Below are 19,029 nucleotides of genomic sequence, written 5' to 3'. Positions count from 1 at the left end.
AGGAGAAGCAATATGGCTGAACGATTTTGGGAGAACTTGTCCATTATTTTGGCTGAAAGAAATATTAGCTGGATTGAGTTAACCAGAAAAATGTTTGCGGGAGAGTTTCACTATCCAAGTGAATTGAACCGTTTGTATCAAAAGATACGCCACTACAAGATGGAACAACGAATGCCTCAAAGTCCATGGGTAGAAAGGATTGTGCAGGTATTAGATTTAGATTATGAAGATTTATTTCGGAGGTAACTATGAAAAGAATAATTCCAGTTTATATATTCCAACAAGTAAATGTCCTATTGGTATCTCTATACTTACTGAAATTTCTTTGTATCGGTGAGTTAACTATACTAGAGATTCTCTATGGTGCGTCACTCATTTCTTTTTTATGGATGTATGGCCAACGCAAACAAGCTCATAAGGTCAATATGAAATCTAGGATGAAATGGCTTGGTATTGGATTCATTAGCCTACTGATTATAAGTCTATGTTTTAGCCTAATCCATGCTCAAGGAACCACGAATCAAGCAAACTTAATTGGACTTCAACATCGAGTTCCTTGGTTTTCATTTTTATTGTTCTTAATCAATGCGAGTATGGTTGAAGAATTTCTGTATCGAGAAATTATATGGAATTTGGTGAGAAAATTAGATATTCGAGTTGCGTTGACAAGTGTTTTATTTGCCTTAGTACATCATCCAGGAACCATTCTAGCTTGGTGTTTATATGTTTCACTTGGGATGTTTTTAGGGATGGTACGCTATAAATCGGACTTATGGGGCAGCATGGGTCTACATTTGGTGTGGAACCTACTAGTTTATAGTTTGCTGCTTTTTTAAAATAGGTGATCTGATTTATCTCATAAATCAGTAGTTTTTATAGGATTATTTTTAATTCGGAAACAAAAATTTATTAACAGCATAAAATAAAGAAACTAGGAACATTTTTTCTATTTTTTTAGAAATAAAATGTTGTATTGAAATTCCGAAAGAAATAATAAAATCAAAATAAAAATTAATAAAATAGGTATATATGAACATATTATCAGCGACAAATGTTCTTGCAAGACATAAAATACAAATAAAAAGAATAAATAAATGCTATATTTTTATATTTGTTGTTCTGTTATAAAATGAAAGAAATTGGAAACTAGTTTCTAAATCATGAAAAATATTGAAAAAAAAAAAAATAAGTGTTAAAATAAATAATGTAAACGTTTACTTTAACAAAGGAGAGCTCATATGTTACTACAAAAAGAACTAATTCCAATGATAGAAGCTAACTTACCAAATATGGCATATTCTGAAAAAGACATTGCTATATTCTTCTTAAAACAGCAACCGCTGAATAATTATTCATGTGAGGCGTTGTGCGAATGCCTTAATGTATCCAAAGCAACATTGACTCGATTTGCGAAAAAATGTGGTTTTAAAGGTTTTAGACAATTCATTTTCAAATACCAAGAGATGATTCGTGAGAAAGAAAAGTTAGCATTGTATACAGAGGCTACAGAAAAAGTTTTATCCGACTATGAAGAAATGTTGAGGAAAACTTACTCGGTTCTTGATGAAGTTCAACTTGAGCGTATTGCTGAGATGATAGAAACTGCTGAGCGTGTATATCTTTATGGTGAAGGAAGTTCATTTCTTGCTTTACAAGAAATGAAGATGAGGTTTATGCGTCTCGGAGTCATTGGTGAAGTATTATCAGACGCGGATATGATTTTGTGGAATAGCTTATTACTTAATGAAAATTGCCTCGTCATTGGAGCATCCGTTTCAGGTCAAACTGATATTGTACTAGAAGGTCTTCAAAAAGCTGCGGATAAAGGCGCTAAAACAGTTTTAATGACTACAAGAAATTTTGACGAAGAAGTTTGTTTCTTTGATGAATTATTGTTATTAGCTTCCATCAATCATCTCTCGTATGGCAATCGCATATCACCTCAGTTTCCAATACTTTTAATTACAGACTGCTTATTCTCTCATTATCTGGAAAGTCCAGAGAGACAATATTATTACAATCAATCTATTATCCATAAGGAGGAATAATAAAATGAGCCAAATTTGGACTAAAGAAAAATTTATAAGTCAAGTCCATGGTGGAGTCATTGTTTCTTGTCAAGCTTTACCCGGTGAACCCCTTTATAATGAAGAATTTAGCTTGATGCCTTTTATGGCTAAAGCAGCTTTAGAGGCAGGAGCAGTGGGTATTCGCGCAAATTCTGTGCGTGATATTAAAGCAATTCAGAAAGTAGTAGATTTACCAATAATTGGAATTATCAAAAAAGATTATCCACCTCAAGAACCATATATTACTGCTACGATGAAAGAAGTAGATGAACTTGTAGAATGCGGAACAACAGTCATTGCATTTGATGCAACTTTAAGACCAAGATATGATGGCTTAGTTGTCAGTGAATTTATCAAAAAAATAAAAGAAAAATATCCTAATCAATTGTTGATGGCGGATGTAAGTAATTTTGATGAAGGTCTCTATGCATTTAAATCAGGCGTTGATTTTGTTGGTACAACATTATCAGGGTACACAAGTACAAGTGTACAATCAGATGAGCCTGATTTTGAACTAATGAAAAAATTGGCTGATTTTAATATTCCGGTAATTGCCGAAGGAAAAATTCATTATCCAGAACAATTAAAAAAAGCTTATAGTTTAGGTGTTACCAGTGTTGTCATTGGTGGAGCGATTACACGTCCAAAAGAAATTGCTCAGCGATTTATTAATGTCATCAAATAAAAAACAATATAAAGGAGAAATCTGATGAAAGATTTAACTAAATACAAAGGCGTTATTCCTGCATTTTATGCTTGCTATGATGAAAATGGTGAAATTAGCCAAGAACGTGTAAAATCTCTGGTGCAATATTTCATTGACAAAGGTGTAAAAGGTATCTATGTAAATGGTTCTTCAGGCGAATGTATTTACCAAAGTGTAGAAGATCGTAAACAAATTATTGAAGCTGTTATGGAAGTTGCTAAAGGTAAATTAACAGTTATCAACCATGTTGCATGTAATAACACGAAAGATAGTATTGAATTGGCAAAACATTCAGAAAGTGTTGGAGTCGATGCTATTGCTGCTATCCCACCAATTTACTTCAAATTGCCAGAATATTCAATCGCAGCATATTGGAATGCAATGAGTGAAGCTGCGCCAAATACAGATTTTATCATTTATAATATTCCACAATTGGCAGGGGTTGCGTTGACTGGTAGTTTGTATGCAACAATGCGTCAAAATCCTCGTGTGATTGGAGTTAAAAATTCTTCTATGCCTGTACAAGATATTCAAATGTTTGTAGCTGCAGGTGGAGAAGATTACATTGTATTCAATGGTCCAGATGAACAATATCTTGGTGGTCGCTTGATGGGAGCAGAAGCTGGTATTGGTGGTACTTATGGCGTTATGCCAGATTTGTTCTTGAAATTGGAAAGTTTGATTCAAGAACGAGATTTAGATACTGCTAAAAAACTTCAATATGCTATCAATGAAGTTATCTATAAGATGGTATCAGGTAAGGCAAATATGTATGCTGTAGCAAAAGAGGTTTTGCGTCTAAATGAAAAACTTGATTTAGGTTCTGTTCGTCAACCCTTAGAAGCATTGGCAGAAGGTGACTTGGAAGTTGCAAAACAAGCAGCAGAACTTATTCAACAAGCACGAAAAGAATTTTTATAATAAATAAAATCAATATGGAGATATGTTATGGGCACAACAGGATTTACAATAATTGACTTAATTATCTTGATTGTTTATTTACTTGCGGTGTTGGTTGCAGGTATCTATTTCTCTAAAAAAGAAATGAAAGGAAAAGAGTTCTTTAAAGGAGATGGTTCTGTTCCTTGGTATGTTACTTCGGTATCCATTTTTGCCACAATGCTCAGTCCGATTTCCTTCTTGGGACTCGCTGGTAACTCTTATGCAGGTAGCTGGATTTTATGGTTTGCTCAATTAGGGATGGTTGTAGCTATTCCACTGACAATTCGTTTTATCTTACCTATCTTTGCACGGATAGACATCGATACGGCATATGATTACTTGGATAAACGTTTTAATTCTAAAGCACTTCGTATTATTTCAGCACTCTTGTTTATTATTTATCAATTGGGACGTATGTCTATCATTATGTACCTCCCATCAGCTGGTTTATCAGTATTGACAGGAATTGACATCAATATTTTGATTATTTTGATGGGTGCAATTGCAATTGTTTATTCTTATACTGGTGGTCTAAAATCCGTATTATGGACAGACTTTATTCAAGGTGTGGTTCTGATTAGTGGTGTCGTTGTAGCTTTATTTGTACTGATGGCTAATATTAAAGGTGGCTTTGGTGCAGTAGCAGAAACATTAGCAAACGGGAAATTCCTTGCTGCAAATGAAAAACTTTTCGATCCTAACTTGCTTTCAAACTCCATCTTCTTAATTGTGATGGGTTCAGGCTTTACAATCTTGTCTTCCTATGCTTCATCTCAAGATTTGGTTCAACGTTTTACTACAACACAAAATATTAAGAAACTTAATAAAATGTTGTTCACAAATGGAGTCTTGTCACTTGCAACTGCAACAGTCTTTTACTTGATCGGTACAGGCTTGTACGTATTCTATCAAGTACAAAATGCAGGTAGTGCAGCTAGCAATATCCCTCAAGACCAAATCTTTATGTACTTTATTGCATACCAGTTACCAGTAGGTGTCACAGGTTTGATCTTGGCAGCGATTTATGCAGCAGCTCAATCAACTATTTCAACAGGTTTGAACTCTGTTGCAACTTCATGGACATTGGATATTCAAGATGTCATTTCTAAAAATATGTCAGACGATCGTCGTACGAAAATTGCACAATTCGTATCTCTAGCAGTAGGTTTATTCTCAATTGTTGTTTCCATTATCATGGCTCATTCAGATATTAAATCTGCATACGAATGGTTCAATAGTTTCATGGGACTTGTACTTGGTCTACTTGGTGGTGTATTCATTCTTGGTTTTGTTTCTAAAAAAGCAAATAAACAAGGTGCTTATGCAGCGCTGATTGTATCAACCATCGTTATGGTATTTATTAAATACTTCCTTCCTCCAACAGCTGTTAGCTACTGGGCATATTCATTGATTTCAATTTCTGTATCAGTAGTGTCAGGTTATATTGTATCTGTTCTTACTGAAAATAAAGTATCTGCACCTAAATATACAACGATTCATGATATTTCAGAAATTAAAGCGGATTCAAGTTGGGAAGTTCGTCACTAGTCACTAATAGAAAAGAGAAAATAATATGATTATTTCTGAACAATCTGATTTTAGACGATATGCTTCTGTCAATAAACATTTTTCAAAAGTCTGTGATTTTTTAGAAAATACAAATTTGACAGATTTAGTTGATGGAAAAATTGATATTGACGGGGAAAATGTTTTTGCAAATTGTATGACTTATCTAGCTGATGGAGTTCCAGGAGATATTTTTGAAACTCATAAGAAATATTTAGATATTCATATTGTTGTTGAAAATACAGAAAAAATGGCAGTAACTTCCCCAGTTCGTGCTCAGTCACGTGTACCTTTTAGCGAAGAGAAGGATATTGCTTTTTACGATAGCAAAGACTATCAAATTGTTGAATTGCTTCCAGGGAATATGTTGGTGACTTTTGAAGAAGATCTTCACCAACCAAAGATTCATTGCAATGATGAAACTGTTAAAAAACTTGTTATCAAAGTTTTAAATGAGGAAAAATAAAATGAAAAAAAATATTAAACAATATGTAACCTTAGGTACTGTAGTGGTATTATCAGCATTTGTTGCTAACTCAGTTGCAGCTCAGGAGACTGAAACTTCTGAAGTATCAACACCAGAGTTGGTGCAACCTGTTTCACCAACGACTTCGATTTCGGAAGTACAACCTAAATCGGGTAACTCTTCGGAAGTTACTGTACAACCTCGAACAGTTGAAACTACTGTTAAGGATCAATCTTCCACAGCGGATGCGATTTCGGGAGTACAACCTAAATCGGATAATTCTTCGGAAGTTACTGTACAACCTCGAACAGTCGAAACTACTGTTAAGGATCCATCTTCTACAGCGGAAGAAACTCCTGTCTTAGAAAAAAATAATGTTACTTTAACAGGGGGCGGAGAAAATGTTACTAATGAGTTAAAGGATAAACTTACTAGCGGTGACTTTACTGTAGTGATTAAGTACAATCAGTCTAGTGAGAAAGGTTTACAAGCTTTGTTTGGAATATCTAATTCTAAACCTGGTCAACAAAATAGTTATGTAGATGTGTTCCTTAGAGACAATGGTGAATTGGGAATGGAAGCGCGTGATACTTCTTCCAATAAAAATCACCTAGTATCCAGACCTGCTTCAGTTTGGGGTAAGTACAAACAAGAGGCTGTGACTAACACTGTTGCAGTAGTAGCAGATTCAGTCAAAAAAACATATTCTTTATATGCTAATGGTACAAAAGTAGTAGAAAAGAAAGTGGATAACTTCCTAAGCATCAAGGATATTAAAGGTATTGATTACTATATGCTTGGGGGAGTGAAACGTGCAGGAAAAACGGCGTTTGGTTTTAGCGGAACACTAGAAAATATCAAATTCTTTAATAGTGCATTGGATGAAGAAACTGTTAAAAAGATGACAACAAACGCTGTTACTGGACATTTAATTTATACGGCTAATGATACAACAGGTTCTAACTATTTCCGTATTCCAGTTCTGTATACTTTTAGCAATGGTCGGGTTTTTTCAAGCATTGACGCTCGTTACGGTGGAACTCATGATTTCTTGAATAAAATTAATATTGCTACAAGTTATAGTGATGATAATGGTAAGACATGGACTAAACCAAAATTAACATTGGCATTCGATGATTTTGCGCCAGTACCATTAGAATGGCCTCGTGATGTTGGTGGACGTGACTTACAAATCAGCGGTGGTGCAACCTATATTGACTCTGTTATTGTTGAAAAAAATAATAAACAAGTACTCATGTTTGCTGATGTTATGCCTGCTGGAGTAAGTTTTAGAGAAGCTACTAGAAAAGATTCTGGTTATAAACAAATTGATGGTAATTATTACCTTAAATTAAAGAAACAAGGTGATACTGATTATAATTATACTATTCGTGAGAATGGTACTGTATACGACGATCGTACCAACAGACCAACTGAATTTTCAGTAGATAAAAATTTCGGTATTAAACAAAATGGTAATTATTTGACGGTAGAGCAATATTCGGTTTCATTTGAAAATAATAAAAAGACTGAATATCGTAATGGGACTAAAGTCCATATGAATATCTTCTACAAAGATGCATTATTCAAAGTAGTGCCAACGAACTATATTGCATATATTTCTAGCAATGATCATGGCGAATCTTGGTCTGCACCAACTTTATTACCTCCTATAATGGGACTTAATCGGAATGCGCCTTATTTGGGTCCTGGACGTGGAATCATTGAAAGCTCAACTGGACGTATTCTTATTCCGTCTTACACTGGTAAAGAGTCTGCATTCATTTATAGTGACGATAACGGAGCGTCTTGGAAAGTTAAAGTTGTGCCACTTCCTTCTAGTTGGTCAGCAGAAGCACAATTTGTAGAATTGAGTCCAGGAGTAATTCAAGCATACATGCGTACAAATAATGGTAAAATTGCATATTTAACAAGTAAAGACGCAGGTACTACTTGGAGTGCGCCGGAATATTTGAATTTTGTTTCAAATCCAAGTTATGGAACACAATTATCAATCATCAATTATAGTCAATTGATTGATGGTAAAAAGGCTGTCATTTTAAGTACTCCAAACTCCACAAATGGTCGTAAACACGGACAAATTTCGATTGGTCTAATTAATGATGATAATACAATTGATTGGCGTTATCATCACGATGTTGATTATAGTAACTATGGATACTCATATTCAACATTGACAGAGTTACCAAATCATGAAATTGGATTGATGTTTGAAAAATTTGATTCATGGTCTCGTAATGAACTTCATATGAAAAATGTTGTACCATATGTAACATTTAAGATTGAAGATTTGAAAAAGAATTAAAGCTGAAATTTAAATATATTGAAAGAGGATAAAAATTATGGTAAATTACGGTATTGTTGGAGCTGGATATTTTGGAGCTGATTTGGCTCGCTCAATGAACAAAATTGAAGATGCAAAAGTGGTTGCGGTATTTGACCCAAATCATGGAGAAGAAGTTGCTCAAGAGTTGGGATCAGATGTTTGTGCAAGTTTAGATGAACTTGTAGCACGTGAAGATATTGATTGTGTGATCGTAGCTTCACCTAGCTACCTTCACCGTGAACCTGTTGTGAAAGCTGCTCAACATGGCAAACACGTATTTTGTGAAAAGCCAATTGCATTGTCTTATGAAGATTGTAAAGCCATGGTTGACGCATGTAAAGAAAATAATGTTATCTTTATGGCTGGTCACATCATGAACTTCTTTAATGGTGTACACCATGCTAAAGAATTGATTACTCAAGGTAAAATCGGTAAAGTTCTTTATTGCCATGCCGCTCGTACAGGTTGGGAAGAACAACAACCAACTGTATCATGGAAGAAACTTCGTTCTCAATCTGGAGGACATTTGTACCACCATATTCATGAATTAGATTGCATTCAGTTCATCATGGGAGGACTTCCTGAAAAAGCGACAATGGTAGGAGGTAATGTATATCATAAAGGTGAAAACTTTGGTGATGAAGATGATATGCTCATTGTAAACCTAGAATACTCTGATGATCGTTATGCTGTTTTGGAATATGGTAATGCTTTCCGTTGGGGTGAACACTACGTCTTGATTCAAGGAACTGAAGGAGCTATCAAACTTGACTTGTTCAATACTGGAGGTACTCTTCGTGTTAAAGGTGAAGGAGAATCACACTTCTTGGTACATGAAACTCAAGAGGAAGATGATGACCGTACAGCTATCTATACCGGTCGTGGTATGGATGGAGCAATTGCGTACGGTAAACCAGGAGTACGTTGCCCATTATGGTTACAAACATGTATTGATAAAGAAATGGAATATCTACATGACATCATTAAAGGTGGAGAAATTACAGAAGAATATGAAAAACTTCTCAATGGTGTAGCTGCTTTAGAATCAATCGCTACCGCTGATGCATGTACTTTATCAGTTAAAGAAGATCGAAAAGTAAGTCTTTCAGAAATCACAAATGCTTAACTATTGTAAAACAGAATAGTAAATTCTTGTCATTATATAATTTCTAAAGTTCTGTGATACAACTCATTGAATAAAGAAATAGAGATGGGACTGGGATAATGCCCAGTCCCATTTTTTATCAAAAAGTAATGAGATCAAAAATGTGGGAGTGATGAAATGAAGATTATAGGGATCGATATTGGCGGAACAACAATTAAGGCAGATTTATACGATGATTTTGGAACGAGTTTAAATCAGTTCAAAGAGATAGAAACAATTATTGACTATGATTTGGGAACGAACCAGATATTAAATCAGGTCTGTGATTTAATTGGTGAGTATATTTTAAATTATTCAATTGATGGTGTTGGGATTTCCACTGCTGGAGTTGTTAATGCTAATACAGGAGAAATCATCTATGCAGGCTATACAATACCAGGCTATATCGGAGTAAACTTTACTTCCGAAATAGAAAAACGTTTTGGGTTGTCTACTTTTGTTGAAAATGATGTTAATTGTGCTGCATTAGGTGAATTGTGGAAGGGACAAGCCAAAGATAAGAAAAATGTAGTAATGGTTACTATTGGAACAGGTATAGGAGGCAGTATTATTGTCAATGGACAAATTGTTAACGGATTTAACTATACTGCTGGTGAAGTAGGCTATATTCCTGTAGGTAATTCGGATTGGCAAAGCAAAGCCTCAACAACCGCATTGATTCATTTATATCAAAAGAAGAGCTTGAAAACTAATCAAACTGGACGCACTTTCTTTACTGATTTAAGTTCTGGAGATAAAATCGCTAAAGAAACTTTTGAAATTTTTGTAGAAAATCTAACAAAAGGTTTATTAACTATTTCTTATCTACTTAATCCAGAAATTCTCATATTAGGAGGTGGGATTCTGGCTAAAAAGGATATTTTGTTACCTGAAATTCAAAGTTCTTTAGCTAAAAATGTAATGGATAATAGGTTTTTGCCTAAAAATGTTGTAGCAGCTACATTAGGAAATGAAGCTGGTCGTATAGGTGCTGTAAAAAATTTCTTAGATAGAATTTCTAATAAATAGTGTGAAAGATAAGGAGGTGTCACAATGACTAACTCTGTATTTTCGACAATGCAAGATATTGAGAATGTTGCAACCGATATTATAAAATCATATGATAATGAGATTTATACGTATAAAGCTGTCTCCCAAAAAGAATTGGAAAAACTAGAAAAAAGTTATGATGAAAAAAGTCACGAAGAATTAATTTCAATAGAAAGCAATTTAGAAATGAAACAACAGAACCTCATTGATGAGGTTAATAAAACAATCAAGGAAAATGATGCAAAGATTCAGTATATTTCATCAAGTAGGAGAGGAGAATTTGTAGAAAAAATTATTGGTAGGGTGGTAGAAAAATATGGCTATTAGTCAGATGAAAAGAATTTCTCTACTATTTACTAAGAGTAGTCTTGATGATGTTTTAAAAACTATTCAAGAACTAGAGTCAGTGCAGTTCCGTGATTTAAAGGTTCAGGATAACTGGTCAGAAGCTCTAGAAAAAGATGAGGTTGTATTTCCAACTATTCAAATTTCTCATACTTCTAATTCCAATCATGGGGTTATTGAAGGAAATGATGCCTTGACTTATTTGTTGAATAAACAACAACATTTGGAAGCAACTGTAGAGAAATTACAAGAATACCTACCGAAAGAAAACACGTTTAAGTTATTACAGCAACCTCCGATAACAACCTCTTATGAAGAATTAGAAAAATTTGGTAAAGCTAATGTTGCTGAAGGTGTTCTTAAAAAAGTGAATGATCAAATAAACAGAGTTCATGAATTAGAAAGAAACATTCAAAGTAATAATGAGGAAATAGAGAGATTAATAAAGTGGGAAAAATTAGAAATTGTTCCTGCGCATTTAGAACAATTTTCTTTCTGTAGAGGAAAAGTCGGAACAATTCCAAGGACTGTAGATAATCGCTTATACAATAATTTTTTAGAAAACAATATCGAAGTTCAAGAAATATTTTCTAATGATAGAGAGTACGGTGTTGTTGTTTTCTATCAGTCCAGTTGCTCTATTGATTTTGATGACTACTTATTTGAACCATTTGATTATTCTAGAAAAGAATTACCGAAGCAGCGAGTAGTAGATTTGGATCAAGAAAACATGCAGTTAATAACTGAAAAAGAGAATATTATCGCATCGTTGCAAGATTCAAAGAAAAATTTGATAGATTTACAATGGCAAATTGACTATATTTTATCTATCTATGCTCGTCAAATCTCTAAGAATAACCTTTTGAGCACTCCGCATCTAGTTGCATTAGAAGGATGGATAGAAGAAACTCGTATTTTATATTTTATAAAAGTTATGGATGAGCGTTTTGGACATTCTATTTATATTTATGAATCGGAAACATTGTCGGATAATCAAGATGAAATACCTATCAAATTAACGAATCACTCTTTAATTGAACCATTTGAATTATTGACAGAAATGTATGCTCTGCCCAAATATTATGAGAAAGATCCTACACCTGTATTAGCACCATTTTACTTTACATTTTTTGGAATGATGGTTGCTGATTTAGGCTATGGTTTACTATTGTTTTTAGGAACAATGTTAGCATTAAAAATTTTTCATCTACCTTCAGTAACTAAGAGATTTTTAAAATTCTTTAATATATTAGGGGTAGCCGTTGCAATTTGGGGTGGAATCTATGGCTCATTTTTTGGATATGAGTTGCCATTTCATCTGATATCTACAACCTCGGATGTCATGACTATATTAGTAGTGTCAGTTGTGTTTGGATTTATTACAGTATTTGTAGGTTTGTTAGCTTCAGGACTACAAAAAGTAAGAATGAAGAAATATGCAGAAGCATATAATTCAGGATTTGCGTGGTGTGTTATTCTGCTTGGCTTGTTATTTATTGCTGTCGGAATGTTGATGCCTGATATTAGACCGTTATTTGTATTAGGGAAATGGGTATCTATTTTTAATGCTGTGGGGATTTTGATTGTTTCTATTATTCAAGCCAAAAGCTTGTCAGGTATTGGATCAGGATTGTTTAATCTATATAATATTTCATCTTATATAGGTGATTTAGTTAGTTTCACTCGATTGATGGCATTAGGATTATCTGGAGCAAGTATAGCATCAGCTTTCAATTTAATTGTTGGTTTGTTTCCGGGGACATTGGCTAAACTGACAATTGGATTAGTATTATTCATTCTTTTACATGCGATCAATATTTTTCTATCGTTACTATCAGGATATGTTCATGGAGCACGTCTGATATTTGTTGAATTTTTTGGTAAGTTTTATGAGGGTGGAGGAAAACCATTTCAACCTTTGAAGGCTTCTGAGAAATATATTAAGGTTATTACAAAGAATTAATGGAGGATATATATAATGGAACATTTAGCAACTTATTTTTCAACCTATGGAGGAGCTTTCTTCGCTGCATTGGGAATTGTATTGGCGGTTGGATTAAGCGGTATGGGGTCTGCTTATGGGTTGGTAAGGCTGGGCAATCTGCCGCAGCTTTACTGAAAGAACAGCCAGAAAAATTTGCCTCAGCTTTGATATTGCAACTACTGCCCGGAACACAAGGATTATATGGTTTTGTTATTGGAATTTTAATTTGGTTGCAATTAACTCCAGAACTTCCTTTGGAAAAAGGCGTTGCTTATTTCTTTGTAGCTCTTCCAATTGCTATTGTAGGATACTTTTCGGCTAAGCATCAAGGAAATGTAGCAGTAGCGGGAATGCAAATCTTGGCTAAAAGACCAAAAGAATTCATGAAGGGAGCAATTTTGGCTGCCATGGTAGAAACCTATGCAATTCTTGCCTTTGTCGTATCATTCATTTTGACCCTTCGTGTATAAGAAATTAATTTGCTATTCAAAGGAGGTGTCTAAATGAGCAATTTAGAAAACTTACGAGAATCTGTTATTGAACAAGCTCATGAAAAAGGGCGTATGAAATTATTGGATTCCAAAAAGAAGATTGATGATGAATTTGAAATGCAAAAGTCGATCATTGTAAAGAAAAAAGAAGCTGAACATGAACGAAAGTTAAAAGATTTACAGCAGAAATATCAAATAATTTTTCAACAATTAAAAAATAAGGAACGCCAATCAACGTTAGTATCAAAACAGAAAATATTAAAAGAACTTTTTCAATCTGCTTTAATAGAAATGGAATCTTGGAATGCAGATAAAGAAATGGAGTTCATCTATCGAATTCTGGAACGATATTCACAACAAGAGGTCATAGTAACTTTTGGGGAGCGGACTTTAGCTAAATTCAATTTGGAACAATTAGAGAAATTGAAATTCTCTTTTCCAAATCATTTATTTAGTGAACAGCCTGTCTCAAATGAATCAGGCTTACTTATTTCAATAGGTAAAATTGATGATAACTATTTGTATAAAACATTAATTGGTTCGATTTCTAAGGAAGAAAGTTCAAGTATCGCAAATCAAATTTTTATCAATTAAGGATGAAATTGGTTAATCCTTCTTAGAAATTTGGAGTATTCCAATAAAATTAGAAAGGTATTTTATGGATACTAATCTTTTTTCAAAAATAAATACGACGATTTCGGTAAAAGAAAACGATTTTATTACAGAAGAAAAATTTCAAAAAATTATACAATCCAAAGATACGGAGACATTGGCATTTATCTTAGAAGCAACTCCCTATCATTTATCTATTGACGTTTTAGAAAATCCTAGTCAGACAGAGATTTCGCTAATGACAAAATTAGTCAATGATTATAGATGGGCCTATGCTGAAAGTCCGTCTGATAAAATTGTGACTTTATTTGCTTTACGATATGTTTATCATAATATCAAAGTTTTATTAAAATCTAAGGCGGCAATTAAGAAAGATTTTTCTAAATTATTAATTCCAATAGGGATTTTTGATATAGAAAGTTTAAAACATTTAGTTTCTTCCTTACATTCAGATACACTTCCTGATTTTATGGTTCATGAAGTAGAATCAATTTGGAATGAGTATGAAACTTTTAATAATATTCGTGTACTTGATGTCGGAGCTGATCTAGCATATTTTAAACATCTGAAACTTTTATCTAATGAGTTAGGTGGGGTGCTGTCTCAGGTTATTGTTGCAATGATTGACTTTTATAATATTATTACTGTAAAACGTGGTTTATCTCAAAATAAGAGTCATGGGGATATTTTACAATTACTTTCAGATGAAGGAAGTATTTCTGCTAAAGAATTTATATACATTGTAGAAAATCAAGAAATATTTGTGTGGTTCAATAAAATAAATCTAAGCTTAGATTCAATCTTTTCAACTTACGAATTGAAGATGCAGGACGCAACAATTTCATCTTCTGAGTTAGAATTTTTATGTGATTTACTATTGTATAAAACTTTAGATCAAGGAAGGTATAATGTAGATGGGCCGTTAGTTCTTGCTAGATATTTATTGGGATGTGAGTTTGAAGTAAAGAATCTTAGAATGATCATATCAGCTCTTCAAAATACAATTCCTTTTGAATCAATAAAAGAAAGGATACGCCCGCATTATGGAAGCTAATAAGTATAAAATTGGCATAATTGGTAGCTATGATATTATTTTACCCTTTAGCATGATTGGGTTTGATATATTTCCTGCCTATCAAGAACAAGAAGCTACAAATACTCTAAGAAAATTAGCTCAATCTGATTATGGTGTCATTTATATCACTGAAGACATTGCTTCAATGATATTAGATACAATTCGCCATTATGATTCTCAAGTTGTGCCTGCTATTATTTTATTACCGACTCATAAACAAGGTTTAAATTTAGGATTAAAACGTATAGAGGATAATGTAGAGAAAGCAGTAGGACACAATATTTTATAATAATGTACAAAATTGTCTGTAATATTATTCTATAATTTTTGGACTTAGTAAGGAGAATAACTTTGACTCAAGGGAAGATTATAAAAGTATCGGGACCTCTAGTTATTGCATCAGGTATGCAGGAGGCTAATATTCAAGATATTTGCCGTGTAGGTAAGCTAGGGTTAATCGGTGAAATTATTGAAATGAGAAGAGATCAGGCATCTATCCAAGTCTATGAAGAAACATCTGGTCTTGGTCCGGGAGAACCTGTTGTTACAACTGGAGAACCTCTCTCGGTTGAATTAGGGCCAGGATTGATTTCTCAAATGTTTGATGGCATACAACGCCCATTAGATCGATTTAAATTGGCTACTCATAATGATTTTCTAGTTCGTGGGGTAGAAGTTCCAAGTTTGGATAGAGATATTAAGTGGCATTTTGATTCCACTATAGCAATTGGTCAAAAAGTGAGTACGGGTGATATTCTTGGAACTGTCAAGGAAACCGAGGTAGTTAATCATAAAATTATGGTTCCTTATGGAGTATCTGGAGAAGTCGTTTCTATTTCATCTGGCGATTTTACAATTGATGAAGTTGTATATGAAATAAAAAAATTGGACGGTAGTTTCTATAAAGGAACGCTTATGCAAAAATGGCCTGTCCGCAAGGCGCGTCCTGTTTCTAAACGTTTAATTCCAGAAGAACCATTAATCACAGGTCAACGAGTTATTGATACATTCTTTCCAGTAACCAAAGGGGGAGCTGCAGCAGTTCCTGGACCGTTTGGAGCAGGAAAGACAGTTGTACAACACCAAGTAGCTAAATTTGCCAATGTTGATATTGTTATTTATGTTGGTTGTGGAGAACGTGGAAATGAAATGACGGATGTACTGAATGAGTTTCCTGAGTTGATTGACCCTAATACCGGACAATCAATTATGCAACGGACAGTTCTGATTGCTAATACTTCAAATATGCCTGTTGCTGCTCGTGAGGCTTCAATTTATACAGGAATTACCATGGCTGAGTATTTTCGTGATATGGGCTACTCTGTCGCCATTATGGCTGATTCAACTTCACGTTGGGCAGAAGCGCTACGTGAAATGTCAGGACGTCTAGAAGAAATGCCTGGTGATGAGGGTTATCCTGCTTATCTGGGAAGTCGTATCTCTGAATATTATGAAAGAGCAGGACGTTCTCAGGTTCTAGGGCTTCCAGAACGTGAAGGAACGATTACTGCTATTGGAGCTGTATCGCCACCTGGTGGAGATATTTCAGAACCAGTTACTCAAAACACTTTACGGATTGTGAAAGTTTTTTGGGGGCTTGATGCTCCGTTGGCACAGCGACGTCATTTTCCTGCAATTAACTGGCTTACATCTTATTCACTATATAAAGACAGTGTGGGCACTTATATAGATGGTAAAGAGAAGACAGATTGGAATAGTAAAATAACTCGTGCGATGAACTACTTACAACGGGAATCTAGTTTAGAGGAAATTGTTCGTCTTGTTGGGATTGATTCTCTGTCTGATAATGAACGACTAACGATGGAAATTGCTAAACAAATTCGAGAAGATTATTTGCAACAGAACGCTTTTGATTCGGTAGATACATTCACTTCGTTTGCAAAACAAGAAGCAATGCTAAGTAATATCCTAACTTTTGCTGATCAGGCAAATCATGCTTTAGAGTTGGGTTCTTACTTTACAGAGATTATGGAAGGTACCGTGGCAGTTCGAGACCGTATGGCGAGAAGTAAATATGTTTCAGAAGATAGATTAGATGAAATCAAAATTATATCAAATGAGATTACACATCAAATTCATTTGATATTAGAAACAGGAGGTCTATAAATGAGTGTTATAAAAGAATACAGAACTGCTAGTGAAGTTGTTGGGCCTCTTATGATTGTTGAACAAGTAAATAATGTGTCTTACAATGAGTTAGTTGAAATTCAACTTCATAATGGAGAAATTCGTCGTGGACAAGTTTTAGAAATCCACGAAGATAAAGCAATGGTTCAGCTTTTTGAAGGATCTAGTGGAATAAATTTAGAAAAGTCTAAAATTCGTTTTGCTGGTCATGCATTAGAATTGGCTGTATCTGAGGATATGGTTGGTCGTATTTTTAATGGGATGGGAAAACCAATTGATGGTGGACCAGATTTAATTCCAGAGAAATATTTAGATATTGATGGTCAAGCTATTAATCCTGTATCTAGAGATTATCCAGATGAATTTATTCAGACAGGGATCTCCTCTATTGATCATTTGAATACTCTTGTACGTGGTCAAAAATTACCAGTATTTTCAGGTTCGGGCTTACCTCATAATGAATTAGCTGCTCAGATAGCAAGACAAGCGACTGTTTTAAATTCTGATGAAAATTTTGCGGTTGTATTTGCAGCAATGGGTATTACTTTTGAAGAAGCTGAGTTTTTTATGGAAGAACTCAGAAAAACAGGAGCAATCGATCGTTCGGTTTTATTTATGAACTTGGCAAATGATCCTGCAATTGAGCGTATTGCAACTCCCCGCATTGCTTTAACTGCGGCAGAGTATCTAGCTTTTGAAAAAGATATGCACGTTCTAGTTATCATGACGGATATGACTAACTATTGTGAAGCGTTACGTGAAGTCTCGGCAGCTCGCCGTGAAGTTCCAGGGAGACGAGGCTATCCGGGATATTTATATACAAATTTATCAACTCTATACGAAAGGGCTGGTCGCTTAGTTGGTAAAAAAGGTTCGGTGACACAGATTCCTATTTTAACAATGCCAGAAGATGACATAACACATCCAATTCCTGATTTAACTGGATACATTACTGAAGGGCAAATTATTTTGTCGCATGAGTTGTATAATCAAGGTTATCGTCCACCAATCAATGTTTTACCTTCTCTCTCTCGATTAAAAGATAAGGGATCTGGAGAAGGTAAAACTCGTGGAGATCATGCTCCAACTATGAATCAACTGTTTGCAGCCTATGCCCAAGGGAAAAAGGTTGAAGAGTTAGCAGTAGTATTAGGAGAATCGGCTTTATCTGATGTAGATAAATTGTATGTGAGGTTTACAAAGCGTTTTGAAGAAGAGTACATAAACCAAGGATTTTATAAAAATCGAAATATAGAAGATACGTTGAATCTTGGGTGGGAATTACTATCAATTCTTCCTAGAACAGAGTTAAAACGTATCAAAGATGATTTGCTTGATAAATACTTACCTTTGGTAGAAGTTTAATCCGGAAATGGAGTGATTATCGATGGTACGTTTGAATGTAAAACCAACTCGTATGGAATTGAATAACTTAAAGGAACGTTTGAAAACAGCTGAACGTGGACATAAGTTATTAAAGGATAAAAGAGATGAATTGATGAGGCGATTTATTTCTTTGATTCGTGAGAATAATCAACTTCGGAAAGAAGTAGAAAGTTATCTAATTGATAATCTAAAATCCTTTGCAGTTGCTAAATCATTAAAGAATTCTCAAATGGTGGAGGAATTATTTTCAATTCCATCGAAAGAAATTGAATTATTTGTTGAGAAAGAAAATATCATGAGTGTAACAGTTCCTAGAATGCATATGAATATTACTTCTCAAAATGAGAACAGTGAATACAGCTATTTATCTTCTAATAGTGAAATGGATGATGTATTTGCTACAATGAATAGTTTAATTGATAAATTACTAAGACTGGCAGAAGTTGAAAAAACGTGTCAGTTAATGGCTGATGAAATAGAAAAAACACGTAGACGTGTAAATGGTTTAGAATACTCGATTATTCCAAACTTGTCGGAAACTATTCATTATATAGAATTGAAACTAGAGGAGGCAGAAAGAGCCAATTTAGTTCGTATTATGAAAGTGAAGTAGATCCTTTATTTAGATTATTAATTAGATGAACAAATATCAGCTTGGATAAGGCTTTAAGCCTTTCTAAGCTTTTTTATTGACAGTA

Annotated in this window: 19 protein-coding genes; all 19 read left to right on the top strand. The window is 34.1% G+C overall.

The features are described from left to right. The first annotated feature begins 12 nt into the window (after window positions 1–12). The 19 genes from TZ90_RS04180 to TZ90_RS04090 all read left to right on the top strand — a co-directional run bounded on the left by TZ90_RS04180 (window position 13) and on the right by TZ90_RS04090 (window position 18,944). Window positions 13–246 (top strand): hypothetical protein, encoded by a 234-nt coding sequence (locus TZ90_RS04180; RefSeq protein WP_000840776.1) that lies wholly within the window; start codon window positions 13–15, stop codon window positions 244–246. Window positions 247–248: 2 nt separating this feature from the next. After that, window positions 249–836, top strand: a complete 588-nt coding sequence (locus tag TZ90_RS04175; protein WP_045611617.1) for a CPBP family intramembrane glutamic endopeptidase — start codon at window positions 249–251, stop codon at window positions 834–836. 402 nt (window positions 837–1,238) lie between these two features. After that, window positions 1,239–2,048, top strand: coding sequence for a MurR/RpiR family transcriptional regulator (locus tag TZ90_RS04170; protein WP_045611615.1), 810 nt, complete (start codon window positions 1,239–1,241; stop codon window positions 2,046–2,048). A gap of 4 nt (window positions 2,049–2,052) precedes the next feature. Further along, window positions 2,053–2,754, top strand: coding sequence for an N-acetylmannosamine-6-phosphate 2-epimerase (locus TZ90_RS04165; protein WP_045611613.1), 702 nt, complete (start codon window positions 2,053–2,055; stop codon window positions 2,752–2,754). Between the two features lie 24 nt (window positions 2,755–2,778). Next, window positions 2,779–3,696, top strand: a complete 918-nt coding sequence (locus TZ90_RS04160; protein WP_045611612.1) for an N-acetylneuraminate lyase — start codon at window positions 2,779–2,781, stop codon at window positions 3,694–3,696. Window positions 3,697–3,723: 27 nt separating this feature from the next. Continuing rightward, complete coding sequence (locus tag TZ90_RS04155) at window positions 3,724–5,265, top strand: sodium:solute symporter family protein (protein ID WP_045611610.1); 1,542 nt, start codon at window positions 3,724–3,726, stop codon at window positions 5,263–5,265. 25 nt (window positions 5,266–5,290) lie between these two features. Continuing rightward, window positions 5,291–5,749 (top strand): NanQ anomerase/TabA/YiaL family protein, encoded by a 459-nt coding sequence (locus tag TZ90_RS04150; protein ID WP_000587140.1) that lies wholly within the window; start codon window positions 5,291–5,293, stop codon window positions 5,747–5,749. Between the two features lies 1 nt (window position 5,750). After that, window positions 5,751–8,075: a sialidase family protein gene (locus TZ90_RS04145; RefSeq protein ID WP_045611606.1), complete on the top strand. Its 2,325-nt coding sequence runs from the start codon at window positions 5,751–5,753 to the stop codon at window positions 8,073–8,075. Between the two features lie 37 nt (window positions 8,076–8,112). Continuing rightward, window positions 8,113–9,222 carry a Gfo/Idh/MocA family protein gene (locus TZ90_RS04140; protein WP_000248712.1) on the top strand — a complete coding sequence of 370 codons (1,110 nt, stop codon included), beginning with the start codon at window positions 8,113–8,115 and terminating at the stop codon, window positions 9,220–9,222. A gap of 156 nt (window positions 9,223–9,378) precedes the next feature. Further along, window positions 9,379–10,269 (top strand): ROK family protein, encoded by an 891-nt coding sequence (locus TZ90_RS04135; protein WP_045611605.1) that lies wholly within the window; start codon window positions 9,379–9,381, stop codon window positions 10,267–10,269. 24 nt (window positions 10,270–10,293) lie between these two features. Next, window positions 10,294–10,617: a hypothetical protein gene (locus TZ90_RS04130; protein ID WP_000185368.1), complete on the top strand. Its 324-nt coding sequence runs from the start codon at window positions 10,294–10,296 to the stop codon at window positions 10,615–10,617. Further along, complete coding sequence (locus TZ90_RS04125; protein WP_045611603.1) at window positions 10,607–12,598, top strand: V-type ATP synthase subunit I; 1,992 nt, start codon at window positions 10,607–10,609, stop codon at window positions 12,596–12,598. The genes TZ90_RS04130 and TZ90_RS04125 overlap by 11 nt, the downstream gene beginning before the upstream one ends. Further along, on the top strand, window positions 12,598–13,089 hold the full coding sequence (locus TZ90_RS04120; protein ID WP_235285507.1) for a V-type ATP synthase subunit K: 492 nt from the start codon (window positions 12,598–12,600) through the stop codon (window positions 13,087–13,089). Before TZ90_RS04125 ends, TZ90_RS04120 begins: the two co-directional genes overlap by 1 nt. A 33-nt stretch (window positions 13,090–13,122) precedes the next feature. Next, a complete protein-coding gene (locus TZ90_RS04115) occupies window positions 13,123–13,704 on the top strand; it encodes a hypothetical protein (RefSeq protein WP_045611601.1) in 582 nt (193 codons plus the stop codon). A gap of 64 nt (window positions 13,705–13,768) precedes the next feature. Beyond that, on the top strand, window positions 13,769–14,776 hold the full coding sequence (locus TZ90_RS04110) for a V-type ATPase subunit (RefSeq protein WP_045611600.1): 1,008 nt from the start codon (window positions 13,769–13,771) through the stop codon (window positions 14,774–14,776). Beyond that, a complete protein-coding gene (locus TZ90_RS04105) occupies window positions 14,766–15,086 on the top strand; it encodes a V-type ATP synthase subunit F (RefSeq protein ID WP_045611598.1) in 321 nt (106 codons plus the stop codon). Before TZ90_RS04110 ends, TZ90_RS04105 begins: the two co-directional genes overlap by 11 nt. A 62-nt stretch (window positions 15,087–15,148) precedes the next feature. Then, entirely contained in the window at window positions 15,149–16,924 is a 1,776-nt protein-coding gene (locus tag TZ90_RS04100) for a V-type ATP synthase subunit A (RefSeq protein WP_045611596.1), read from the top strand. Next, a complete protein-coding gene (locus TZ90_RS04095) occupies window positions 16,925–18,310 on the top strand; it encodes a V-type ATP synthase subunit B (RefSeq protein ID WP_000111248.1) in 1,386 nt (461 codons plus the stop codon). Between the two features lie 22 nt (window positions 18,311–18,332). After that, on the top strand, window positions 18,333–18,944 hold the full coding sequence (locus TZ90_RS04090) for a V-type ATP synthase subunit D (protein WP_000251932.1): 612 nt from the start codon (window positions 18,333–18,335) through the stop codon (window positions 18,942–18,944). Window positions 18,945–19,029: the final 85 nt, after the last annotated feature.

Origin of the sequence: Streptococcus mitis, from assembly GCF_000960005.1 — a bacterium.
Classification (GTDB): Bacteria; Bacillota; Bacilli; order Lactobacillales; family Streptococcaceae; genus Streptococcus; species Streptococcus mitis_CK.
This window is presented reverse-complemented; position numbering and strand designations above follow the sequence as displayed.

Bases quoted from the DNA above. Each gene is read 5' to 3' on its own strand.
- TZ90_RS04090 (WP_000251932.1), top strand. From the start codon at position 18,333: ATGGTACGTTTGAATGTAAAACCAACTCGTATGGAATTGAATAACTTA.
- TZ90_RS04155 (WP_045611610.1), top strand. From the start codon at position 3,724: ATGGGCACAACAGGATTTACAATAATTGACTTAATTATCTTGATTGTT.
- TZ90_RS04095 (WP_000111248.1), top strand. From the start codon at position 16,925: ATGAGTGTTATAAAAGAATACAGAACTGCTAGTGAAGTTGTTGGGCCT.
- TZ90_RS04165 (WP_045611613.1), top strand. From the start codon at position 2,053: ATGAGCCAAATTTGGACTAAAGAAAAATTTATAAGTCAAGTCCATGGT.
- TZ90_RS04160 (WP_045611612.1), top strand. From the start codon at position 2,779: ATGAAAGATTTAACTAAATACAAAGGCGTTATTCCTGCATTTTATGCT.
- TZ90_RS04175 (WP_045611617.1), top strand. From the start codon at position 249: ATGAAAAGAATAATTCCAGTTTATATATTCCAACAAGTAAATGTCCTA.
- TZ90_RS04145 (WP_045611606.1), top strand. From the start codon at position 5,751: ATGAAAAAAAATATTAAACAATATGTAACCTTAGGTACTGTAGTGGTA.
- TZ90_RS04115 (WP_045611601.1), top strand. From the start codon at position 13,123: ATGAGCAATTTAGAAAACTTACGAGAATCTGTTATTGAACAAGCTCAT.
- TZ90_RS04130 (WP_000185368.1), top strand. From the start codon at position 10,294: ATGACTAACTCTGTATTTTCGACAATGCAAGATATTGAGAATGTTGCA.
- TZ90_RS04170 (WP_045611615.1), top strand. From the start codon at position 1,239: ATGTTACTACAAAAAGAACTAATTCCAATGATAGAAGCTAACTTACCA.
- TZ90_RS04140 (WP_000248712.1), top strand. From the start codon at position 8,113: ATGGTAAATTACGGTATTGTTGGAGCTGGATATTTTGGAGCTGATTTG.
- TZ90_RS04105 (WP_045611598.1), top strand. From the start codon at position 14,766: ATGGAAGCTAATAAGTATAAAATTGGCATAATTGGTAGCTATGATATT.
- TZ90_RS04150 (WP_000587140.1), top strand. From the start codon at position 5,291: ATGATTATTTCTGAACAATCTGATTTTAGACGATATGCTTCTGTCAAT.
- TZ90_RS04125 (WP_045611603.1), top strand. From the start codon at position 10,607: ATGGCTATTAGTCAGATGAAAAGAATTTCTCTACTATTTACTAAGAGT.
- TZ90_RS04110 (WP_045611600.1), top strand. From the start codon at position 13,769: ATGGATACTAATCTTTTTTCAAAAATAAATACGACGATTTCGGTAAAA.
- TZ90_RS04120 (WP_235285507.1), top strand. From the start codon at position 12,598: ATGGAGGATATATATAATGGAACATTTAGCAACTTATTTTTCAACCTA.
- TZ90_RS04135 (WP_045611605.1), top strand. From the start codon at position 9,379: ATGAAGATTATAGGGATCGATATTGGCGGAACAACAATTAAGGCAGAT.
- TZ90_RS04180 (WP_000840776.1), top strand. From the start codon at position 13: ATGGCTGAACGATTTTGGGAGAACTTGTCCATTATTTTGGCTGAAAGA.